General features: G+C 67.0%; 16 protein-coding genes and 2 tRNA genes. 15 read left to right on the plus strand and 3 right to left on the minus strand.

The features are described 5' to 3' along the window. Window positions 1-426: 426 nt before the first annotated feature. The 15 genes from dnaA (at window position 427) to H5J31_RS27605 (ending at window position 16,078) form a co-directional block, all read left to right on the plus strand. On the plus strand, window positions 427-2,055 hold the full coding sequence (gene dnaA / locus H5J31_RS27535; RefSeq protein WP_181775559.1) for a chromosomal replication initiator protein DnaA: 1,629 nt from the start codon (window positions 427-429) through the stop codon (window positions 2,053-2,055). A gap of 924 nt (window positions 2,056-2,979) precedes the next feature. Further along, window positions 2,980-4,113, plus strand: coding sequence for a DNA polymerase III subunit beta (gene dnaN, locus H5J31_RS27540; protein WP_181775560.1), 1,134 nt, complete (start codon window positions 2,980-2,982; stop codon window positions 4,111-4,113). Window positions 4,114-4,151: 38 nt separating this feature from the next. Continuing rightward, the gene (gene gnd / locus H5J31_RS27545) at window positions 4,152-5,042 is read left to right on the plus strand and encodes a phosphogluconate dehydrogenase (NAD(+)-dependent, decarboxylating) (protein WP_181775561.1); all 891 of its coding nucleotides are present in this window, start codon (window positions 4,152-4,154) and stop codon (window positions 5,040-5,042) included. A gap of 5 nt (window positions 5,043-5,047) precedes the next feature. After that, entirely contained in the window at window positions 5,048-6,202 is a 1,155-nt protein-coding gene (gene recF, locus H5J31_RS27550; RefSeq protein ID WP_181775562.1) for a DNA replication/repair protein RecF, read from the plus strand. Between the two features lie 273 nt (window positions 6,203-6,475). Further along, window positions 6,476-6,967, plus strand: a complete 492-nt coding sequence (locus H5J31_RS27555; protein ID WP_181775587.1) for a DciA family protein — start codon at window positions 6,476-6,478, stop codon at window positions 6,965-6,967. 205 nt (window positions 6,968-7,172) lie between these two features. After that, window positions 7,173-9,140, plus strand: coding sequence for a DNA topoisomerase (ATP-hydrolyzing) subunit B (gene gyrB / locus H5J31_RS27560; RefSeq protein WP_181775563.1), 1,968 nt, complete (start codon window positions 7,173-7,175; stop codon window positions 9,138-9,140). 67 nt (window positions 9,141-9,207) lie between these two features. Next, window positions 9,208-11,733, plus strand: coding sequence for a DNA gyrase subunit A (gyrA, locus tag H5J31_RS27565; RefSeq protein ID WP_181775564.1), 2,526 nt, complete (start codon window positions 9,208-9,210; stop codon window positions 11,731-11,733). Between the two features lie 36 nt (window positions 11,734-11,769). Beyond that, window positions 11,770-12,450 (plus strand): DUF3566 domain-containing protein, encoded by a 681-nt coding sequence (locus H5J31_RS27570; RefSeq protein ID WP_181775565.1) that lies wholly within the window; start codon window positions 11,770-11,772, stop codon window positions 12,448-12,450. Window positions 12,451-12,497: 47 nt separating this feature from the next. Next, window positions 12,498-12,571 (plus strand) — tRNA-Ile (locus H5J31_RS27575). A gap of 436 nt (window positions 12,572-13,007) precedes the next feature. Beyond that, a complete protein-coding gene (locus H5J31_RS27580) occupies window positions 13,008-13,196 on the plus strand; it encodes a DLW-39 family protein (RefSeq protein ID WP_037308710.1) in 189 nt (62 codons plus the stop codon). Between the two features lie 37 nt (window positions 13,197-13,233). Then, window positions 13,234-13,306: transfer RNA gene (locus tag H5J31_RS27585), tRNA-Ala, on the plus strand. Between the two features lie 125 nt (window positions 13,307-13,431). Next, a complete protein-coding gene (locus H5J31_RS27590; RefSeq protein WP_181775566.1) occupies window positions 13,432-13,980 on the plus strand; it encodes a hypothetical protein in 549 nt (182 codons plus the stop codon). 113 nt (window positions 13,981-14,093) lie between these two features. Further along, the gene (locus H5J31_RS27595; protein WP_181775567.1) at window positions 14,094-14,465 is read left to right on the plus strand and encodes a hypothetical protein; all 372 of its coding nucleotides are present in this window, start codon (window positions 14,094-14,096) and stop codon (window positions 14,463-14,465) included. An 8-nt stretch (window positions 14,466-14,473) separates the two neighbouring features. Further along, window positions 14,474-15,514, plus strand: coding sequence for a hypothetical protein (locus H5J31_RS27600; protein ID WP_181775568.1), 1,041 nt, complete (start codon window positions 14,474-14,476; stop codon window positions 15,512-15,514). A 51-nt stretch (window positions 15,515-15,565) separates the two neighbouring features. Continuing rightward, complete coding sequence (locus tag H5J31_RS27605; RefSeq protein ID WP_328701635.1) at window positions 15,566-16,078, plus strand: YbaB/EbfC family nucleoid-associated protein; 513 nt, start codon at window positions 15,566-15,568, stop codon at window positions 16,076-16,078. 4 nt (window positions 16,079-16,082) lie between these two features. Here H5J31_RS27605 and H5J31_RS27610 read toward each other — a convergent pair whose 3' ends face one another. From H5J31_RS27610 to H5J31_RS27620, 3 genes are all read right to left on the minus strand, one after another. Beyond that, window positions 16,083-17,018 (minus strand): alpha/beta fold hydrolase, encoded by a 936-nt coding sequence (locus H5J31_RS27610; protein WP_181775569.1) that lies wholly within the window; start codon window positions 17,016-17,018, stop codon window positions 16,083-16,085. Window positions 17,019-17,082: 64 nt separating this feature from the next. Further along, window positions 17,083-17,742: a response regulator gene (locus H5J31_RS27615; protein WP_181775570.1), complete on the minus strand. Its 660-nt coding sequence runs from the start codon at window positions 17,740-17,742 to the stop codon at window positions 17,083-17,085. Then, a complete protein-coding gene (locus H5J31_RS27620) occupies window positions 17,733-18,797 on the minus strand; it encodes a sensor histidine kinase (protein ID WP_181775571.1) in 1,065 nt (354 codons plus the stop codon). Before H5J31_RS27620 ends, H5J31_RS27615 begins: the two co-directional genes overlap by 10 nt. Window positions 18,798-18,800: the final 3 nt, after the last annotated feature.

Raw genomic sequence — 18,800 nt, forward strand, 5'->3', positions numbered from 1 at the left:
TTACGAGGGTACGCACTCATCTCGCGGGTCCGGCAGGCACCCCCTCGACCACGCACCGCGACCGGCGTGAAGAGTGATCACAGGCAACGCGAAGGTACCGAATGGCAACACGCCGTACACCGTGAAATGCTTGCGCGTGAGGATGCCTTGTGGCAGCGGGCGAGGCTTGTTAGCGTGCCTCTCCCGGACTTTCGCCGAGGTGGAACGGCTTAGGCGCCCGGGTGTCCTTGGGATGTGGAGGCGTCCCGTCGGCCTACGTTGAGCCCGCAGGTGGCGTCGCCGCGGGCCGCCGTACATTAGTGCACAGCTGTGGACAACTATGTGGATATTTGCTGTGCGCATGCGCTGATCGGGCCATGATGAAGCTCGCCCCGGGGGAATCGGGCGGCAGCCGCACGCACCGATGAGGGGAGGGGAGTCAGGCAGGTGTCCGAGCACCAGCACAATCTTGGCGTCATCTGGGAGCAGGTCGTTCGTGAACTGTCCGACGGCACCCTCTCTCCGCAGCAGCGCGCCTGGATGCGGGTGACGCGCCCGATCGGGCTGCTCGACGGCACCGCATTGCTCGCCGCTCCCAGCGACTTCGCGAAGGAAGCGATCGAACGCGCCCTTCGCGGAGCCATCACTGAAGCCCTTTCGCGTCGGCTCGGCCGCGCGGTCTCGCTCGCGGTGAAGGTCGACAGCACCGAGACGCACACCTCGATGCAGCCGCCCGCGCCCGACCATCGTTATGACGCGTCACCCGGCCGGGTGGAAAACGGTTCCGGCCCGGCTGCCGGGCCGCCTCCGCTGCCCGACGGCGACGGCATGCTGTCCCCGAACAGGCCGCGGCCCGAGCCGCCGAAGCCACGGCCGCCGAGGCAGCCGGTGGACAACAGCCTCAACGACGGCGACGACAGTGACGAAGAAGTCGACGAAGAGGGCGAAGCTCTCGCCGCCGTGACCGAGATCTGGCCGACGTTCTCCGGCCAGCCGATCGCTGGGCAGCCCTACACCGCGCCGGCGCAGCCGCAGACGTCGAAGACGAAGCTCAACGAGAAGTACACGTTCGACACCTTCGTCATCGGTGCGTCGAACCGCTTCGCGCACGCGGCCGCCGTCGCGGTCGCCGAAGCGCCGGCCCGCGCGTACAACCCGTTGTTCATCTGGGGAGAGTCCGGACTCGGGAAGACCCACCTGCTGCACGCCGTCGGGCACTACGCCCAGCGGCTGTTCCCCGGTATGCGCGTGCGGTACGTGTCGACCGAAGAGTTCACCAACGACTTCATCAACTCGCTGCGAGACGACCGCAAGGTCGCGTTCCAGCGCCGCTACCGCGACATCGACATCCTGCTCGTCGACGACATCCAGTTCCTGGAAGGAAAAGAAGGTACGCAGGAAGAGTTCTTCCACACCTTCAACACCCTCCACAACGCGAACAAGCAGATCGTCGTCTCCTCCGACCGCCCACCGAAGCGCCTCGAAACGCTGGAAGACCGGCTGCGCACGCGGTTCGAGTGGGGTCTCATCACCGACATCCAGCCGCCCGAGCTCGAAACCCGGATCGCGATCCTTCGCAAGAAGGCCGCCCAGGACAGGCTCGCGGTACCCGGCGAGGTCCTGGAGTTCATCGCCTCGCGCGTCGAGGCGAACATCCGGGAGCTCGAAGGCGCGCTCATCCGTGTCACCGCCTTCGCGTCGCTGAACCAGCAGCCGGTCGACGTCGGCCTCGCCGAGATCGTGCTCCGGGACCTCATCCCGGATTCGCACGCGCCGGAGATCACCGCGCCGACCATCATGGGTGTCACTTCGGAGTTCTTCGACGTGACGCTCGACGACCTCTGCGGGCCCGGCAAGACGAAGGCGCTCGCGACCGCGCGGCAGATCGCGATGTACCTCTGCCGCGAGCTGACGGACATGTCGCTGCCGAAGATCGGGCAGACCTTCGGTGGCCGCGACCATACGACGGTCATGCACGCGGACAAGAAGATCCGCAAGGAGATGGCCGAACGACGGCGTATCTATGACCAGGTCCAGGAGCTCACCTCCAGGATCAAGCAGCGCGCTCGGCAGTAATCCCTTAGCACACAAGGCTTTCAGGGGCTCTCACCGTCCAGGTGGGAGCCCCTTCTTCATGCCCTCTTCCCGCTCGTGCGGCCGTCCACATCGGTCAGAAGGCCGTTAAGCGCCGCGAAGACTGGGTACCCAAGGAACATGACGTACGCCCGCGAAGGACGCGAAGCGCTCCTACGCGAGCGAAGGATTTCCCTTGTGCACAAAGGGAATCCACACCCTGTGAGTACTTTGTGCACAACTTCCGCGAGCTCCGCACCAGCGACGATCGGGTTTCCGTCCACATCGCACTCACAGGCAATCCACAGCATTTCCACACCATGATCCACACGCTGTCCCCAGGTTGTTCACATTCTGTGCACAAGGATTACCCAGGCTGCTCGGATCACTCTCCAGGGCGATTCCGGTCACCAACCGGACCCACAGCCCCTGGGTACAAATCGCCTCACATCTGGGGATAACCATGGGGACAACTGTGGATGAATGTGGACAGCTCGGGCCCCGCCCGAAACCATCCACCGACGCCCCGAGTTGTCCACCGGTCGCACACACAGGCCGTCCACACGCCCGGACGGCCCGCCACCTGCGCGAACGAGGCTTGTCCACACAATCCACAACGCCTATTACTACTGCTGTCTTTTGTTCTTCTTAAGAAGGGAATAAAACAAAAACAGGCGAAGGACGAATCTGGGGACAGCCGACGAACCGTGTCGTCTTGTCGACAAAAGCAAGGGGAGGCCGAGGTGACGTGGACCCCGGGGACGGCCTAACGTGGGTCCCTGCACCTGGTCCACGCGTCGACGTGCGTTCGCGTCCTCGCTGGGACCGGAACACACCTGCGAGGCACCCGGCCATCGCGCTCTCCGGCCGCGGTGACCCGTTGAGCTTTCGAGCCGTCAGGGGCTCGGCTGTCGAAAGGAAGCGCGCATGAAGATCCGCGTCGAGCGTGACGGGCTGGCCGACGCCGTCGCGTGGGTGGCGAGAAGCCTCCCGTCGCGGCCTCCGGTCCCGGTTCTGGGCGGTGTCCTGCTCGATGCGGGATCCGACGGGACGAGTGACGCACTCACCGTCTCCGGATTCGACTACGAGGTCTCCGCCACGGTCGGGGTCCCGGCCACGATCGCCGACGGCGGCCGCCTGCTGGTCTCCGGTCGTCTGCTGGCCGACATCACGAAGGCGCTGCCCGCGCAGCCCGTCGAGATCTCGGTCGACGGCGCCCGCGCGACCATCACCTGCGGATCCGCGCGCTTCTCCCTGCCGACCATGCCGGTCGAGGACTACCCGCAGCTCCCGTCCCAGCCCGCCTTCGCCGGCGAACTCACCGGCGACGCCTTCGGCCAGGCCGTCACGCAGGTCGTCGTCGCCGCGGGCAAGGACGACACACTCCCGATGCTGACCGGTATGCGGCTGGAGATCTCCGGCTCCTCGCTGACCCTGGTCGCCACCGACCGCTTCCGGCTCGCCATGCGCGAGTTCACCTGGGAGCCGGCCGAGGGCCTGTCCGACGCGGCCGTGCTCGTCCCGGCGCGCACGCTCGCCGAAGCCGCGAAGACGCTCGGTGCCAGCGGCGCCAAGATCCGGCTCGCGCTCGCCAGCGGTGAGGGCCTCCTCGGCCTCTCCGGCTCCGGCCGCTACACGACGACCCGTCTGCTCGACGCGGAATTCCCGCCGTACCGGCAGCTGCTGCCGGCGCAGCACACGTCGCGCGCGGTCATCGAGGTCTCCGCGCTCGCCGAGTCGATCAAGCGGGTTTCGCTGGTCGCCGAGCGTGGCACCCAGGTACGTCTGGAGTTCAACGACGGCTCGCTGCGGCTGTCCGCCGGTGGCGACGACGAAGGTTCGGCCGAGGAAGAGCTTCAGGTCGACTACGAGGGTGAGCCGGTGACCATCGCGTTCAACCCGGGTTACCTCGTCGACGGTCTCGGCGCGCTGAACGCCAACCGCGCGGAGCTGACCTTCACCACGCCGAACCGGCCGGCGCTGATCAAGCCCGCCGACGAAGAGGGCAACGTCGTCCCCGGCTACCTGTACCTCCTGATGCCGGTCCGCCTCCCGGGCTGACCGGCCGTCGTTTCTGTTTCGCACCAAAGGGGATCTTCATGGCTCAGCTGGGACTCATCGGCCTCGGCAAAATGGGGTTCAACATGCGTGAGCGGCTGCGTGCGGCCGGTCACGAGGTGGTCGGCTACGACCGCAACCCGGACGTCACCGACTCCACCTCGCTCGAGGACATGGTGTCCAAACTGGACGGTCCGCGGATCGTCTGGATCATGGTGCCCGCCGGTGAACCCACCCGGCAGACCGTCGCGGAGCTCGGCAACCTGCTGTCGGAGGGTGACCTCGTCATCGACGGCGGCAACTCGAAGTACACCGACGACAAGATCAACGGCGACCTGCTCGCGGCCAAGCAGATCGGTTACCTCGACTGCGGGGTTTCCGGTGGCGTGTGGGGCAAGGACAACGGCTACGGCCTGATGGTCGGCGGAGCGGCTTCGGACGTCGAGAAGGCCATGCCGATCTTCGACGCGCTTCGCCCCGAGGGTCCGCGCGAAGAAGGCTTCTCGCACGCCGGCGCCGTCGGCTCCGGGCACTACGCGAAGATGATTCACAACGGCATCGAGTACGGCATGATGCAGGCCTTCGCCGAAGGCTTCGAGCTGCTCGAAGCCGCGAAGGTCGTCGAGAACGTGCCCGCGGTGATCAAGGGCTGGCAGCGGGGGACCGTTGTCCGCTCGTGGCTGCTCGACCTGCTCGTCCGCGCACTCGACGAGGACCCGGAGCTGGACGACCTCGAGGGCTACGTCGAGGATTCCGGCGAAGGCCGGTGGACCCTCGAAGAGGCGATCAACAACGCCGTCCCGGCGCCGGTCATCTCGGCCGCGCTGTTCGCGCGATTCGCCTCCCGCCAGGAGGACTCCGCCGCCATGCGCGCCGTCGCCGCACTGCGCAACCAGTTCGGCGGCCACTCCGTGAAGAAGGTCGGCGGCTAGGCGGGTTGTACCTCAGACATCTCCAGGTCACCGACTTCCGGTCCTGGCCTCTCGCCGATCTCGCGCTCGAACCCGGCCCCACCGTCCTCGTCGGACAGAACGGCCGCGGCAAGACGAACCTCCTGGAGGCGATCGGCTACATCGCGACGCTGGGTTCGCACCGGGTCGCGACCGACGCGCCCCTGGTGCGGCACGGTTGCGAACGCGCGCTGATCAGGGTCGCGGTGGTCAACGACGACCGCGAACTGACGGTCGAGCTGGAGATCACCCCCGGCAAGGCGAATCGCGCGCGGGTCAACCGCGGCGCGGTCGGCAAACCGAGGGACGTACTCGGGATCCTGCGCACGGTGCTGTTCTCCCCGGAGGACCTCGCCCTCGTGCGCGGGGATCCCGGGGAGCGCCGCCGCTTCATGGACGAACTCCTCGTGCTTCGCGCGCCTCGGTACGCCGGGGTCCGCGCGGACTACGAGAAGGTGCTGAAGCAGCGGAACGCCCTGCTCAAGACAGCGGGTAGACGGCGTACGGGGCGCGAAGACCCGTACGCGTTGTCGACGCTCGACGTCTGGGACGACCATCTCGCGGTGGCCGGGGCGGCCTTGCTGGCGGCCCGGCTCAACCTCATCGCGGACCTCGCGCCGTACACGGCCGCCGCGTACATGGGGGTCGCGCCCGACTCGAGGCCGGCGAAGATCGCCTACAAGTCGAGCCTGGGCGAAGCGATGCCGGAAGGCTACGGCGTTCCGGACGGTCCTCGCGCGGACGAAGCGGTACTCAAGGAAGTGCTGGTCGAGGCGCTGGGCCGGTCCCGGAACCTGGAGCTGGAGCGCGGGGTGAGCATGGTCGGCCCACACCGGGACGAGCTCGAGCTCATCCTCGGCGAAGCACCGGCCAAGGGCTACGCGAGCCATGGGGAGTCCTGGTCGTTCGCCCTCGCACTGCGTCTGGGAAGCTACGAGCTCCTGCGTGGCGAGGCCGGGGAACCGGTGCTTCTCCTGGATGATGTGTTCGCCGAGCTGGACCGGCGTCGCCGGGCCCGGCTGGCGGAGGTGGCGGCAGGCGCCGAGCAGGTGCTGGTGACCGCCGCCGTGGACGAGGACGTACCCGCCGAACTGGCCGGGCACCGGTTCCTCGTGGCCGATGGTGAGATCAACCGAGGGTGATCCCTGGAGCGGACACCCCGGGTGATCGGCGCCACAGCAGTTGCCCACCGATCTGGGGACAAACCTGTGGACAGTGTGGATAACACCGTGAACGCGTTATCGCCCCGCGTGACCAAGGGGCCTGAAAAGCGGCTTGACACCCCCCGTGCGGGCGGTAACCCGGGCGAGGGAGGCCTGTTCGACACGCAGGGTGACAAGCCCTCTGCACCGAACGGCGCAACCGATACCGAAGGCAAAGAGGCGACTACCGGCCGTGATCTCGCCCATGCCGCGCTGGAGGCCGCGAAGGCCAAAGCGAAGGCGCGCGGAGTTGAACCGGGTGTACGCCGCGGCCGTATCTCCGGAGGAGGGGCCGGTGCGAACGGTCAGAGCCCGCGACGTCGTCGCTGGTCAGGGCCGGGTGCCGACACGCGCGACCCGCAGCCGCTCGGCAGGCTCGCCTCGCGGATCGCGGTCGACCGCGGCTGGAACACGCGGCTGGCCAACGGCCAGGTCTTCGGGAACTGGGCGCGACTTGTGGGTGACGAGGTCGCCGAACACGCCCAGCCGGTGGCCCTGAAGGACGGCGAGCTGACCGTCCGCGCCAGTTCGACGGCGTGGGCGACGCAGTTGCGCCTGCTCCAGGGTCAGTTGCTGACGAAGATCGCGGCCGGCGTCGGGCACGGCGTGGTGAAGCGGATGCGGATTCAGGGACCGACGGCGCCGAGCTGGCGGAAAGGGCCGCGGCACGTCCCGGGACGTGGTCCGCGTGACACGTACGGCTGATCCGAGTTGCGCTTCGCGGCAACTGTGCCACCAGCGCCCCGAGAACGCGCTCAGAGTGCTTCGCGAACGTCAAGACTCTTCTTCGAACGAATTAGCGCGTCTGTGAGCAAATCAGGGGTGTCCTTGCCGCATGTCAGCGGACGCGGCCAAGTACACTGGCCACGAGCGAGCTTCCGCTCGGGGTAGACGAGGAGAATCAACGCCTGTGACCGAGAACAAGAGCGAGTACAACGCGTCGTCGATCACGGTGCTCGAAGGTCTCGAAGCCGTCCGCAAGCGTCCCGGTATGTACATCGGTTCAACCGGTGAACGCGGCCTCCACCACCTCGTCCAAGAGGTGGTCGACAACTCCGTCGACGAGGCGATGGCCGGTTACGCCACCAAGGTCGAGGTTACCCTGCTGGCCGACGGTGGGGTGCGCGTCGTCGACGACGGCCGCGGCATCCCGGTCGACATGCACCCCAAGGAGAAGAAGCCGACCCTCGAGGTCGTGCTCACCGTGCTTCACGCGGGCGGCAAGTTCGACAGCGACTCCTACGCGGTCTCCGGTGGTCTTCACGGCGTCGGCGTCTCCGTGGTGAACGCGCTCTCGACCAAGCTGATCGCCGAAGTCAAACGCGGCGGACACAGCTGGCGGCAGGTGTACACCGACCAGATCCCCGGCGAGCTGGAGGATCTCGGCCCCGCCGACGACACCGGAACGACGATCACCTTCTGGGCAGACGGCGACATCTTCGAGACCACGACGTACAACTTCGAGACGATCTCCCGGCGTCTTCAGGAGATGGCCTTCCTCAACAAGGGCCTGACCCTTTCGCTGCGCGACGAGCGCGTCGCCGACGAAGAGACCGAAGCGGACGCTTCAGGCCAGGCGGCGCGGGTCAAGGAGAAGACCTACTGCTACCCGGGCGGTCTCGAAGACTTCGTCAAGCACATCAACGGCAGCAAGGACCCGATCCACGCCTCCGTGATCTCCTTCGAGGCCAAGGGCACCGGCCTCGAGGTCGAGGTCGCCATGCAGTGGAACAACGGCTTCACGCCGTCGGTGTACACCTTCGCCAACACGATCAACACGCACGAGGGCGGCACGCACGAAGAGGGCTTCCGCGCCGCGCTCACCCGCGTCGTCAACGCGTACGCGCGCGAGAAGAAGCTGCTCAAGGAGAAGGACGCCAACCTCTCCGGTGACGACGTGCGCGAGGGGCTCGCCGCGATCGTCTCGATCAAGCTCTCCGAGCCGCAGTTCGAAGGCCAGACCAAGACCAAGCTGGGCAACAGCGAGGCCAAGACGTTCGTGCAGCAGACCTCGAACGAATGGCTGGGCGACTGGTTCGAGCGCAACCCCACCGAGGCGAAGACGATCATCAACAAGTCGATCTCCTCGGCACAGGCGCGGATGGCCGCCCGCAAGGCGCGCGACCTGGTCCGCCGCAAGGGCGCGCTGGAGATCGGCGGGCTGCCCGGCAAGCTCAAGGACTGCCGTTCGACCAACCCGTCGGAATGCGAGCTCTACATCGTCGAGGGTGACTCGGCGGGCGGTTCGGCCAAGGAAGGCCGCGACTCGATGTACCAGGCGATCCTGCCGATCCGAGGCAAGATCATCAACGTCGAGAAGGCCCGTATCGACCGCGTCCTCAAGAACACCGAGGTCCAGTCGCTGATCACCGCGCTCGGCACCGGCATCCACGAAGAGTTCGACCTCGAGAAGCTGCGCTACCACAAGATCGTGCTGATGGCCGACGCCGACGTCGACGGCCAGCACATCACCACGCTGCTGCTCACCTTCCTGTTCCGGTTCATGCCGCCGCTGATCGAGCACGGACACGTGTTCCTCTCGCGGCCGCCGCTGTACAAGATCAAGTGGCCGCGGCAGGAGCCGGAGTACGCCTACTCCGACAGGGAACGCGACGCCGTCATCCAGGCGGGTGTCGAGGCCGGCCGGAAGCTGCCGAAGGACGACGCGATCCAGCGCTACAAGGGTCTCGGTGAGATGAACGCCGAGGAGCTGTGGGAGACCACGATGGACCCGGCGAACCGGCTGCTCGGCCAGGTCACCCTGGACGACGCCGCGCAGGCCGACGATCTGTTCTCCGTCCTGATGGGCGAGGACGTCGAAGCGCGCCGTTCCTTCATCACGCGTAACGCCAAGGACGTGCGTTTTCTTGATGTGTAGAGCCTGGACGTCTAGGTAGTTCCCCTTTCTTTTGTCCCTTCAGGACTGCTCCCACGAGAAGGACCTCATGACGGAAACCTTGCCGCCGGCTCCGGACCACGACCGGATCGAACCGGTCGACATCCAGCAGGAGATGCAGCGCTCCTACATCGACTACGCGATGAGCGTCATCGTGTCGCGGGCGCTGCCGGACGTGCGGGACGGCCTCAAGCCGGTGCACCGCCGCGTGCTGTACTCGATGTTCGACTCCGGCTTCCGCCCCGACCGCGGGTACAACAAGTGCTCCCGCGTCGTCGGCGACGTGATGGGCAACTACCACCCGCACGGTGACTCCGCGATCTACGACGCGCTGGTGCGGCTCGCGCAGCCGTGGTCGCTGCGGTATCCGCTGATCGACGGCCAGGGCAACTTCGGTTCGTCGGGCAACGACCCCGCCGCCGCCATGCGGTACACCGAGTCCCGGCTGGCGCATCTCGCGATGCACATGCTGCAGGACATCGAAGAAGAGACCGTCGACTTCTCCGACAACTACGACGGCCGCACCCAGGAGCCCGACGTTCTTCCGTCGCGGTTCCCGAACCTTCTGGTCAACGGTGGTTCCGGGATCGCGGTCGGGATGGCGACGAACATCCCGCCGCACAACCTGCGCGAGGTCGCCGACGGCGTCAAATGGGCGCTGGAGAACTACGAGGCGAGCGACGACGAACTACTCGCCGCGCTGCTGGTCCGCATCAAGGGGCCGGACTTCCCGACCAAGGCGATGATCCTCGGCAACTCCGGGATCGAGGACGCGTACCGCACCGGCCGCGGTTCCGTGCGCATGCGCGCGGTCGTCGAGGTCGAAGAGGACGCCAAGGGCCGCACCATCCTCGTCGTGTCCGAGCTGCCGTACCAGGTCAACCCGGACAACCTGGTCGAGAACATCGCGAACCTGGTCCGCGACGGCAAGCTCACCGGCATCGCCGACATCGCCGACGAGTCCAACAGCCGCAGCGGGATGCGGATCGTCGTCACGATCAAACGTGACGCGGTCGCGAAGGTCGTGCTGAACAACCTCTACAAGCACACCCAGCTGCAGCAGAACTTCGGGGTCAACATGCTGGCCCTGGTCGACGGCGTGCCCCGCACGCTGCGGCTCGACCAGATGATCCGGCACTACGTGAAGCACCAGGTCGACGTCATCGTCCGCCGGACCCGCTTCCGGTTGCGCAAGGCCGAAGAGCGCGCCCACATCCTGCGTGGTCTGGTCAAGGCGCTGGACATGCTCGACGAGGTCATCGCCCTGATCCGGCGGTCGCCCTCGGCCGAAGAGGCCCGCCCCGCGCTGATGAGCCTGCTCGACGTCGACGAGATCCAGGCGACCGCGATCCTCGACATGCAGCTCCGCCGCCTCGCCGCACTGGAGCGGCAGCGGATCGTCGACACCCTGGCCGAGATCGAACTCGAGATCGCCGACCTGAAGGACATCCTCGAGAAGCCCGAGCGTCAGCGCTCGATCATCGCCGAGGAACTGCAGGAGATCGTCGACAAGTACGGTGACGACCGGCGCACCAAGATCATCCCGTTCGACGGCGAGGTCTCGGTCGAAGACCTCATCGCGGTCGAGGACGTCGTCGTCACCATCACCCGCACGGGTTACGCCAAGCGGACGAAAACCGATCTGTACCGATCGCAGAAGCGTGGCGGCAAGGGCGTCCAGGGCGCGACCCTGAAACAGGACGACATCGTCCAGCACTTCTTCGTCTGCTCGACGCACGACTGGATCCTGTTCTTCACGAACAAGGGCCGCGTCTACCGCGCCAAGGCGTACGACCTGCCCGAGGCCAACCGCAACGCGCGCGGCCAGCACGTCGCGAACCTCCTCGCGTTCCAGCCGGACGAGAAGATCGCCCAGGTCATCGAGATCCCGAACTACGAGGTCTCGCCGTACCTGGTGCTCGCGACCCGCCGCGGCCTGGTGAAAAAGACCAAGCTCACCGACTTCGACTCCAACCGCGCCGGCGGCCTCATCGCCGTCAACCTCCGCGAAGGGGACGAACTGGTCGGCGCCGTGCTCGCCGCCGCCGAAGACGACCTGCTGCTCGTGTCCGCGGAAGGCCAGTCGATCCGCTTCCACGCCACCGACGAAGCCCTGCGCCCCATGGGCCGCGCGACGTCCGGTGTCCTCGGCATGCGGTTCAACGACGGCGACGAACTGCTCGGCATCAACGTCGTCCAGCCGGACAGGTTCCTCCTCGTCGCCACCGACGGCGGCTACGCCAAGCGCACCCCGACCGACGACTACCCGGTCCAAGGACGGGGCGGCAAGGGTGTGCTCACCATTCAGCACGACCGGAAACGTGGCAGGCTGGTGGGAGCGGTCATCGTCGACGCCGAGGACGAGCTTTACGCGATCACCTCCAGCGGCGGAGTCATCCGGACTTCGGCCGGGCAGGTGCGCAAGGCCGGCAGGCAGACGAAGGGAGTGCGACTGATGAATCTCGACGAAGGAACCACTCTTCTCGCGGTCGCACGCAACGCGGACGAGCCCTCAGACGTCGCCACTGCAGGCGGTGCTGAAGGAGAAGAAGACACGCCGGCGTCGGAGCAGTGAGCGACGCCCCACGTACTGGGTAAGGACTGACACCTCGTGACACCATCCGAGAAGCCCGAAGCAGGCGGCGCGCAGGCGGGTTCGTCGAGCCCGCCTTGGCAACGCGACAGCGCCGGGGAGGTCGAAGGCTCCAGCGAGCAGACGATCTCCGTGTCTTCGGTCGCCACCGAAGACGTGGCCTACTCGGAACCGAAGCAGGACGCGACGACCGACTACCACGGTGTCAGCGGCACGGCCGCGAAAAGGCTGTTCGGCGATGGCGGAGAGGGCGACAAGCCCGCCTCCTCCGCCATCCCGTCCGCCTCCCGCACCCGCGCCGCCCCCACCGCACTCCGCCGCCCCGGCCGCGGACCGCGTCGCGCCAGCCTGCAGATCAAACGGTTCGACCCCTGGTCGGTACTGAAACTGTCCCTCGTCCTCGGCGTCGCACTGTTCTTCGTGTGGCTCGTCGCCGTCGGCGTCCTCTACACCGTCCTCGACGGCATGGGCGTTTGGGACAAACTCAACGGGACCTACTCGTCGCTCGTCGGCGGCGAAGGAGCCGACGCCCCGGCAGACCCGTTGATCAGCGCAGGCCGCGTTTTCGGCATCGCCGCCATCCTCGGCGCCATCAACATCGTGCTGATCTCGGCACTCGCCACCGTCAGCGCGTTCATCTACAACGTCTCCGCCGACCTGGCCGGAGGCCTCGAAGTAACGCTGTCCGAACGAGAGTGACCCGGTTGCGGGACGCCGAAAGGCGTCCTGTAATCTTCTCCTCGTTCGGGCCCATAGCTCAGGCGGTTAGAGCGCTTCGCTGATAACGAAGAGGTCCCAGGTTCAAGTCCTGGTGGGCCCACCCGATTGCCCGGTCTGTGTTCGCGGAAAGGGCGAACCCGGATCGGGCGTTTGTCGTTTCTGGGGTCGAACCCCCAGGCCCCCGCCAGGGAGGGCTTCGCCCCCCTGGACCCCCCGGCGTTGGGTGCGTGGCCGTGGATCCTCGCGTTGGTGGTTGGCGCCTGGTGTCTGGTGGGTCACTCGCGGGAAGGGGGCGTGGTGTGTCGGCGTTGTGGGGAGTGTCGGTGTGTGGTGTTCCGGGCTCACCCCAGCGTTAAGAGGGGCGCGGCGCGCCGGCCTGAAGAGCCCTGCCGGACTTCTCTTCCCGGCAGGGCTTTCGTCATCCGTTGGTTCCACGTGGAACCTGTGGGGGACGTGGGCGGCGGGCGTCGGCTGTCGGGGGTGCAGTAGCATCGGTGGGTAAGCGGAGCAACTCGGCGGAGAAGAGGGGGCTTCTGATGAAGAAGCTGTTGGCACTCGCGGTCATCGCGGGCGGCGTGCTGTTCGTGATCAAGCGCAACAAGGCAGCCAAGGCCGAGGCCGACCTCTGGCGTGAGGCCACCGCGCCGACCGAGCGTCCGCTCGGCGCCGTTTCCACGAACGGAAGCGCCCCGGCCAAGGCCGCGGACGCGTCCCGCAACAACTGAGCTTTCCGCAGGCGGCTATCATGATCGCCTGCGATTCGGGGCTGTAGCTCAATTGGTAGAGCACCGCCTTTGCAAGGCGGGGGTCAGGGGTTCGATTCCCCTCAGCTCCACACGCGACAACGGCTTGACCCGAGGGTTCCCTCGGGTCAAGCCCTTGTCATTTCAAGCGGTTTTATCGCCGACCAGTTCTGGAATTGCCACCTAAGCGGCACTTTTCCGGGCGTAATCTCCTCTCGTGGAGGAGTTCCCGGATCCGACCGGTCCGCCTTACCGCTACGAGTACCCGCTACCCGAGCAGGCGAAGGCCGAGCATCGGCGCGCCGTGGAGCACTTTCAGCGGAAGCTCGATCAGTGGGATGGCGCCGTGACGGCCCCTGCCCAAATGTGCGTGTTCCTGGCCGCACTGTGGATGGCCTTTGATGACGATTACCTGCCGGGGTGGGTGTTGATCCTCTCGTTGGTCGCCTGCGGCGTGTTGCAGCTGGCCTTGGGCTGCCGGATCAGTGTGCTGTCCCGTGAGAGGGACAAGCACGCGAACCTGCTGAAGGCATACGGTGTTCTGGCCCCCGGCACCGAAAGAGCGGTGCTGCCCGCACAGTCGAAGGATTTCGACAAGATGCACGAGGTACTCGGCAAACCGCTTTCCCCCGAAGAGTCGTCGCCTCAGCCGACACCGCGAAAGCCCGACCAGACCCTCTACGACGAGACGCCCAGAAACGGGAATCCGTACAGCGGGACGATCCGGCTCAGTCCGCCTCAGCCACGCCGCGAACTCGAGCAATAGCAGAACTCCAAGCGCAGTGATGTTCGTCACCGATCACGGATCGCCATGTCGGGCTCCCAGCCAAGTCAACGCTGCTTACATGGGAGTGGAATTCCGGACAGCGAGGTGAAATCATGATCGGTTTCGATACCGACCTCGACGACCTCAGGGCGTCGAGCAAAGAACTGGGGAAGGCCGCCGACATCGTCAGTGCCACCCACACCGGCGTGGGTGGGCAGGACGTGCCCGCTCCCGATCCTGTCACGGGTGGCCTTCTTCCCGGCATGTTCGCGCCGGACACCGCTTTCGGGAAGTCCTTGGGCATGCGCGGGGTTTCGGCGGCCTACGAGGAACACCGCCAGGCCGTCGAGAAGATGCTCGCGCAGTTGTATCGCAGCACGCAGGACGCGAGCCAAGCGCTGGCGAGGGTCGCCGAGCTGTACGAGTCCGTCGACGAGGACAACAAGCAGCGGCTGAACCGCGCGGCGTACGGGGAACAGGGGTAGCGGCGAAGATGGACGGGTACTTCAACGCGCTGGACGTGGAAACCGCCGACGAAGAAGAAGGCGGTAACACCAAACTCCTCGAAGGCATCACCGACGACCTCACCGAGGGGGCCGCAAAGGCCTACACGGCGATCGACCTGCTGTTCAAGCCGTTGTGGGGCCCCGAGCTGGACCTCAGCGGCGGGCGTAAGGAGCAGGTCCGCGACTTCTTCCTGGAGTTCTCCGAGGCCGAGCTCAACGGATCCGAGACCAGCCTGCAGCCCATGATCGAGGCGTACGAACGTCTTTGGAACGCCTTCCAGGACACGAAGGCACCGCTCGACCGGTCTCTGGTCCTGCTTCTCAAGTGGCGCGGCGAAGGAGCCGAGGCCGCCAAGAGCTACATCCAGGGGCTGATCAACACCTATTCCCGAGTGGGCACCAAACTCACCATCCTGGAAGCCGACATCGTGGCCGCCCGGGATGCCATCGCGACCGCGCGGGCCGACCTGAGCACGCTTTCCGCGTCTTTCCTGACCGCCGCGGAAAAGTATCAGGACGACCAGGAACGGCAAGACGAATCCGCCTTGGGGAAGGCGTTCGCGGCGGCTTTCGCCGCCGCTGTCACGGCCTTGCTCGTGGCGGCCGTCCCACCGGCCGGCGCTCTCACCGCGGCGACGTTCTTCACCACCGCGAACGCGGTCCAGGTCGCCGGCGCCGCGGCCGGTGCCGGTATCGCCACCGCGGTCTCCGAGAACTACTCGATCGTCGGGGACAGCCCCGAAAGCATCTACAACAGCTATCACGACGGCGTGGTCAACATCCGGGAAGGCATGTTCCGCGCGACGGAGTCGCTGATCTCGAAGATCGACGTCGAGATCAACAATCTGCCGATCGTCCCCGAGCCGCCGGACGTCAGCCCGGGCGAGACCTTCGACCCCGGCAACTTCGAAACGGAGAACACGGACAAGGGAACGGAAAAGCGGGTCCGGGACAGGGAAGTCGACATCTCGAACGACGGCAAGTTCCAGCAGCCGCCGATGGAGTTGTCGCCGCTACCGGTCGATTAACGGACGTGGGGGTCTCCGGTACGGGAGATCCCCACTGCTCAAGGAGTGCTCGTGGCCGACAAACCGGCACCCAAGAAACCGGCCGCCGACCGGCAGGCGATGCTCGAGGCGCTGGCCACCCTGTCGGTGGACGCGTCCTCGCCGGACGGTGCCGTCTCCGTTTCGGTCAACACCGACGGCGTGATGACGCGGCTCAGGGTGAGTGACGCCGTTTCGCGGCTGTCGCCCGCCGAGATCGCGGACACCGTCATGCGGACTTACCAGGAAGCGCAGCAGGAATCCGCGAAGCGCAGTGCGGAGCTGATGGCGCCGATCGGCAACGCCGGTTACATCACGGACAGGCTCCGCTGGCGGCGTGGGTTCACCCCTTCGCTCCAGGAGACCGGGGAAACCGCCGCACCGGCCTCCCCGGTCTCGCGCCGGACACCGGCGGGCGCGGAGAACGTGGTGCTCAAGGACCGTTCGGAGGAACCGGCCGGATCGGCCCAGGACGAGGGGGCCGAACCGGCGGAATCCGACGACCAGTACTACGAGCAAGGCCTGCGGTACCGGCCTTCCTGGTAGCGGGTCAGGCTCGGACCTTCGACGCCAGCCAGGCGAAGGTCCACCGGTAGAAGCTCTGCGAGGCCAGGCTGGTGTTGATCGAGTGACCGCTGCCGCGCACGATCTTGTCGGCGCCGCAATCGCCGTTCCCGCACACCAGCGTGTCGTGCTCGCCGAGCACGTACGCCGTCGGAACCTTCGGTGCCGATCGCTTCATCGCGTTGGGCCCCACCGAGCGGAGTTCGGCCGAGGCCAGCGTGTCCTTCAGGGCTTCTTCCACCGGAATGATCGCCGGGTCGTATGTGCCGGGGTGGTGGAAGGCTTGCGCGCGAGCGCCTGGACGGGTCGTGAGGTAGCCGGGAGCCCACGGTCGCCCGGCGAACTTCGGGTCCAGCTCGGCCGGGTAGAACGGCGACGCCGCCTTGTCCTGTCCGCCGGGCCGGTCACGCGGGATGCCGCTGACGATCACGGCGTCGACGCCGCCTCGTTCGGCGGCCCGTTCCGCGACGAGCCCGCCCATCGAGTGTCCATTGAGGACGATTGTGCGGAACCGCGGCCGTAACTGCCGGACGACCTGGTGGACGGCCTCTCCGCCGGCGGCGAAGTCGAGTGTCTCCGGATTCGGGTGGCTACTGCGGCCGTAGCCGAGCCTGTCGAGATTCAGTGTCGCGTAGCCCGCCCGGGTCGCACTGTCCACATAGGAGTATCGGCGCGACTGGAACGGCCAGTCCCAGTAGGCGCGGTCGTAGGTGCCGCCGTGCAGCAGCACCTGCAACGGAGTGCGGGCGGTGAGCCCGCCGCGGACGCAGAGTTCGCCCGCGATCGTCTGCCGTTCGCCGTTCACCTGGACCGAGAACCGCTGTTCGGCGCAGCGCGCCGGTCGTTCCGTGGCGACCGCCGTCGTCGTGCCCAGCAGGGAAAGGACCGCGGCCAGCGAGGCCGCTTTCGCAGTGGTTTTCATGGGGAAAGCGTCGGCCCGGAGCCGGGGTCGCGTCGTCGTACGGCCGTGGAGATCGACGGCTACGTCAGACGCGCACCATCCCGCTTTGATAGGCGAACACCACCAGTTGCGCGCGGTCGCGGGCGTACACCTTGGCCATCGCACGGCTGACATGCGTCCGGACCGTCGCCGCGCTGATCACGAACTCCCGCGCGATCTCCTCGTTCGACATCCCCCGCGCGACCCGCAGGACGACTTCGTGTTCCCGTTCGGTGAACGCCGAACCGTCGCCCCGCGGCTTCGAAGGCGACGGCCGCGCGGCGAACTCCGCGATCAGCCGCCGGGTGACACTCGGCGAGAGGAGCGCGTCGCCGGCGGCGACCACCCGGACGGCTTCGATGAGATCCGCGGGCCTGGTGTGTTTGAGCAGGAATCCGCTGGCGCCCGCGCGTAAGGCGTCGAAGACGTATTCGTCCAGGTCGAAGGTGGTCAGCATGAGGACGCGGACGCCGGACAACCGTTCGTCGGCCACGATCCGCCGGGTCGCCTCGATCCCGTCGAGACCCGGCATGCGGATGTCCATCAGCACCACGTCCGGCACGGTCTCCGCGACCACGGCCACCGCCGCGTCGCCGTCGTCCGCTTCACCCACGACGGTGATTCCCGCTTCGACTCGCAGCAGCGCGGCGAATCCGGAGCGGACGAGCACCTGGTCGTCGGCCAGCACCACCCTGATCACGGCCATCGCGCGCTCACCCGGAACCTTCCGTCTTCACGGCGCGCGGTCAGCGTTCCGCCGGTCGCCTGGGCACGTTCACCCATTCCCTTGATCCCGGCGCCGGGGACAGCCGGGCCAGGAGCGTGGACTTCGTTGATCACGTCGAGCCGCAGGCCGTCTTCGCTCGCCTTCACCGTCACACCGGCGCTGGAAGCCCCGTGTTTCGCGGCGTTCGTCAGTGACTCCTGGACGATCCGGTAGACCGCGCCGCCGATCGGCTGCCCGATTCCGGGAGCGTCGAGGTCCAGCGTGACGTCCAGGCCCGCCTGGTTCGTCGACGCGACCAGCTCGGCAAGATCCGCGAGACCCGGTGTCGGCCGGAGCGGGGCGGAGTCGTCGCGCAACAGCCGCACCATCGCGTTCAGTTCGTCCAGGATCGTGCCGCTCACCGTGCGGACGACCTCGAGCGCTTCCTTCGCGACTTCGGGATGTTCGTCGATCACGTGCCGGGCCATGCCTGACTGGACGTTGATGACGGCCATCGCGTGACCGACGCTGTCATGCAGGTCTCGCGCGATCCGCAGTCGCTCGCCCAGGACGCGATCGCGTTCGGCCTGCTCTGCGGCCACTGCCCGCTCACGACGTCCTCGAAGAGCGTCGGCCGCGAAGACCGCTACGCCCGCCCATCCGACGAAGACGAGATCGATGACGCCCGCCCCACCGGTCACGAGGTTCGCGCCTACGACGATCGCCGCCATACCGCCCGCGACGCCGTACGCGAGCCTTCTCGGGCGAAGGATCCCGAGAGCGGACAGCGGCACGAGACCGGCGAACAGCACCGGACCGTCCGGATAGCCGAACCCCAGGTAGAGCAGGAGCGCAAACGCTTCCGCCGCGGCCACCGCGGCCGGCCATCGCCGGACACCGGCGAGGGCGAGACAGGCGAGCGCGACGACCGCGAACCCGAACGCGTCGACCGGACGTTCCCCATGGCCGGGTTCGAGATTCGCCGTGCCGACGACGAGCGACACGGTCACCGCGAGCCAAGCGACGACGGACCCGAACCTGATCAGCCACTTCACCGG

It is taken from the genome of Amycolatopsis pittospori (assembly GCF_013870525.1).
GTDB classification, from domain to species: Bacteria; Actinomycetota; Actinomycetes; order Mycobacteriales; family Pseudonocardiaceae; genus Amycolatopsis; species Amycolatopsis pittospori.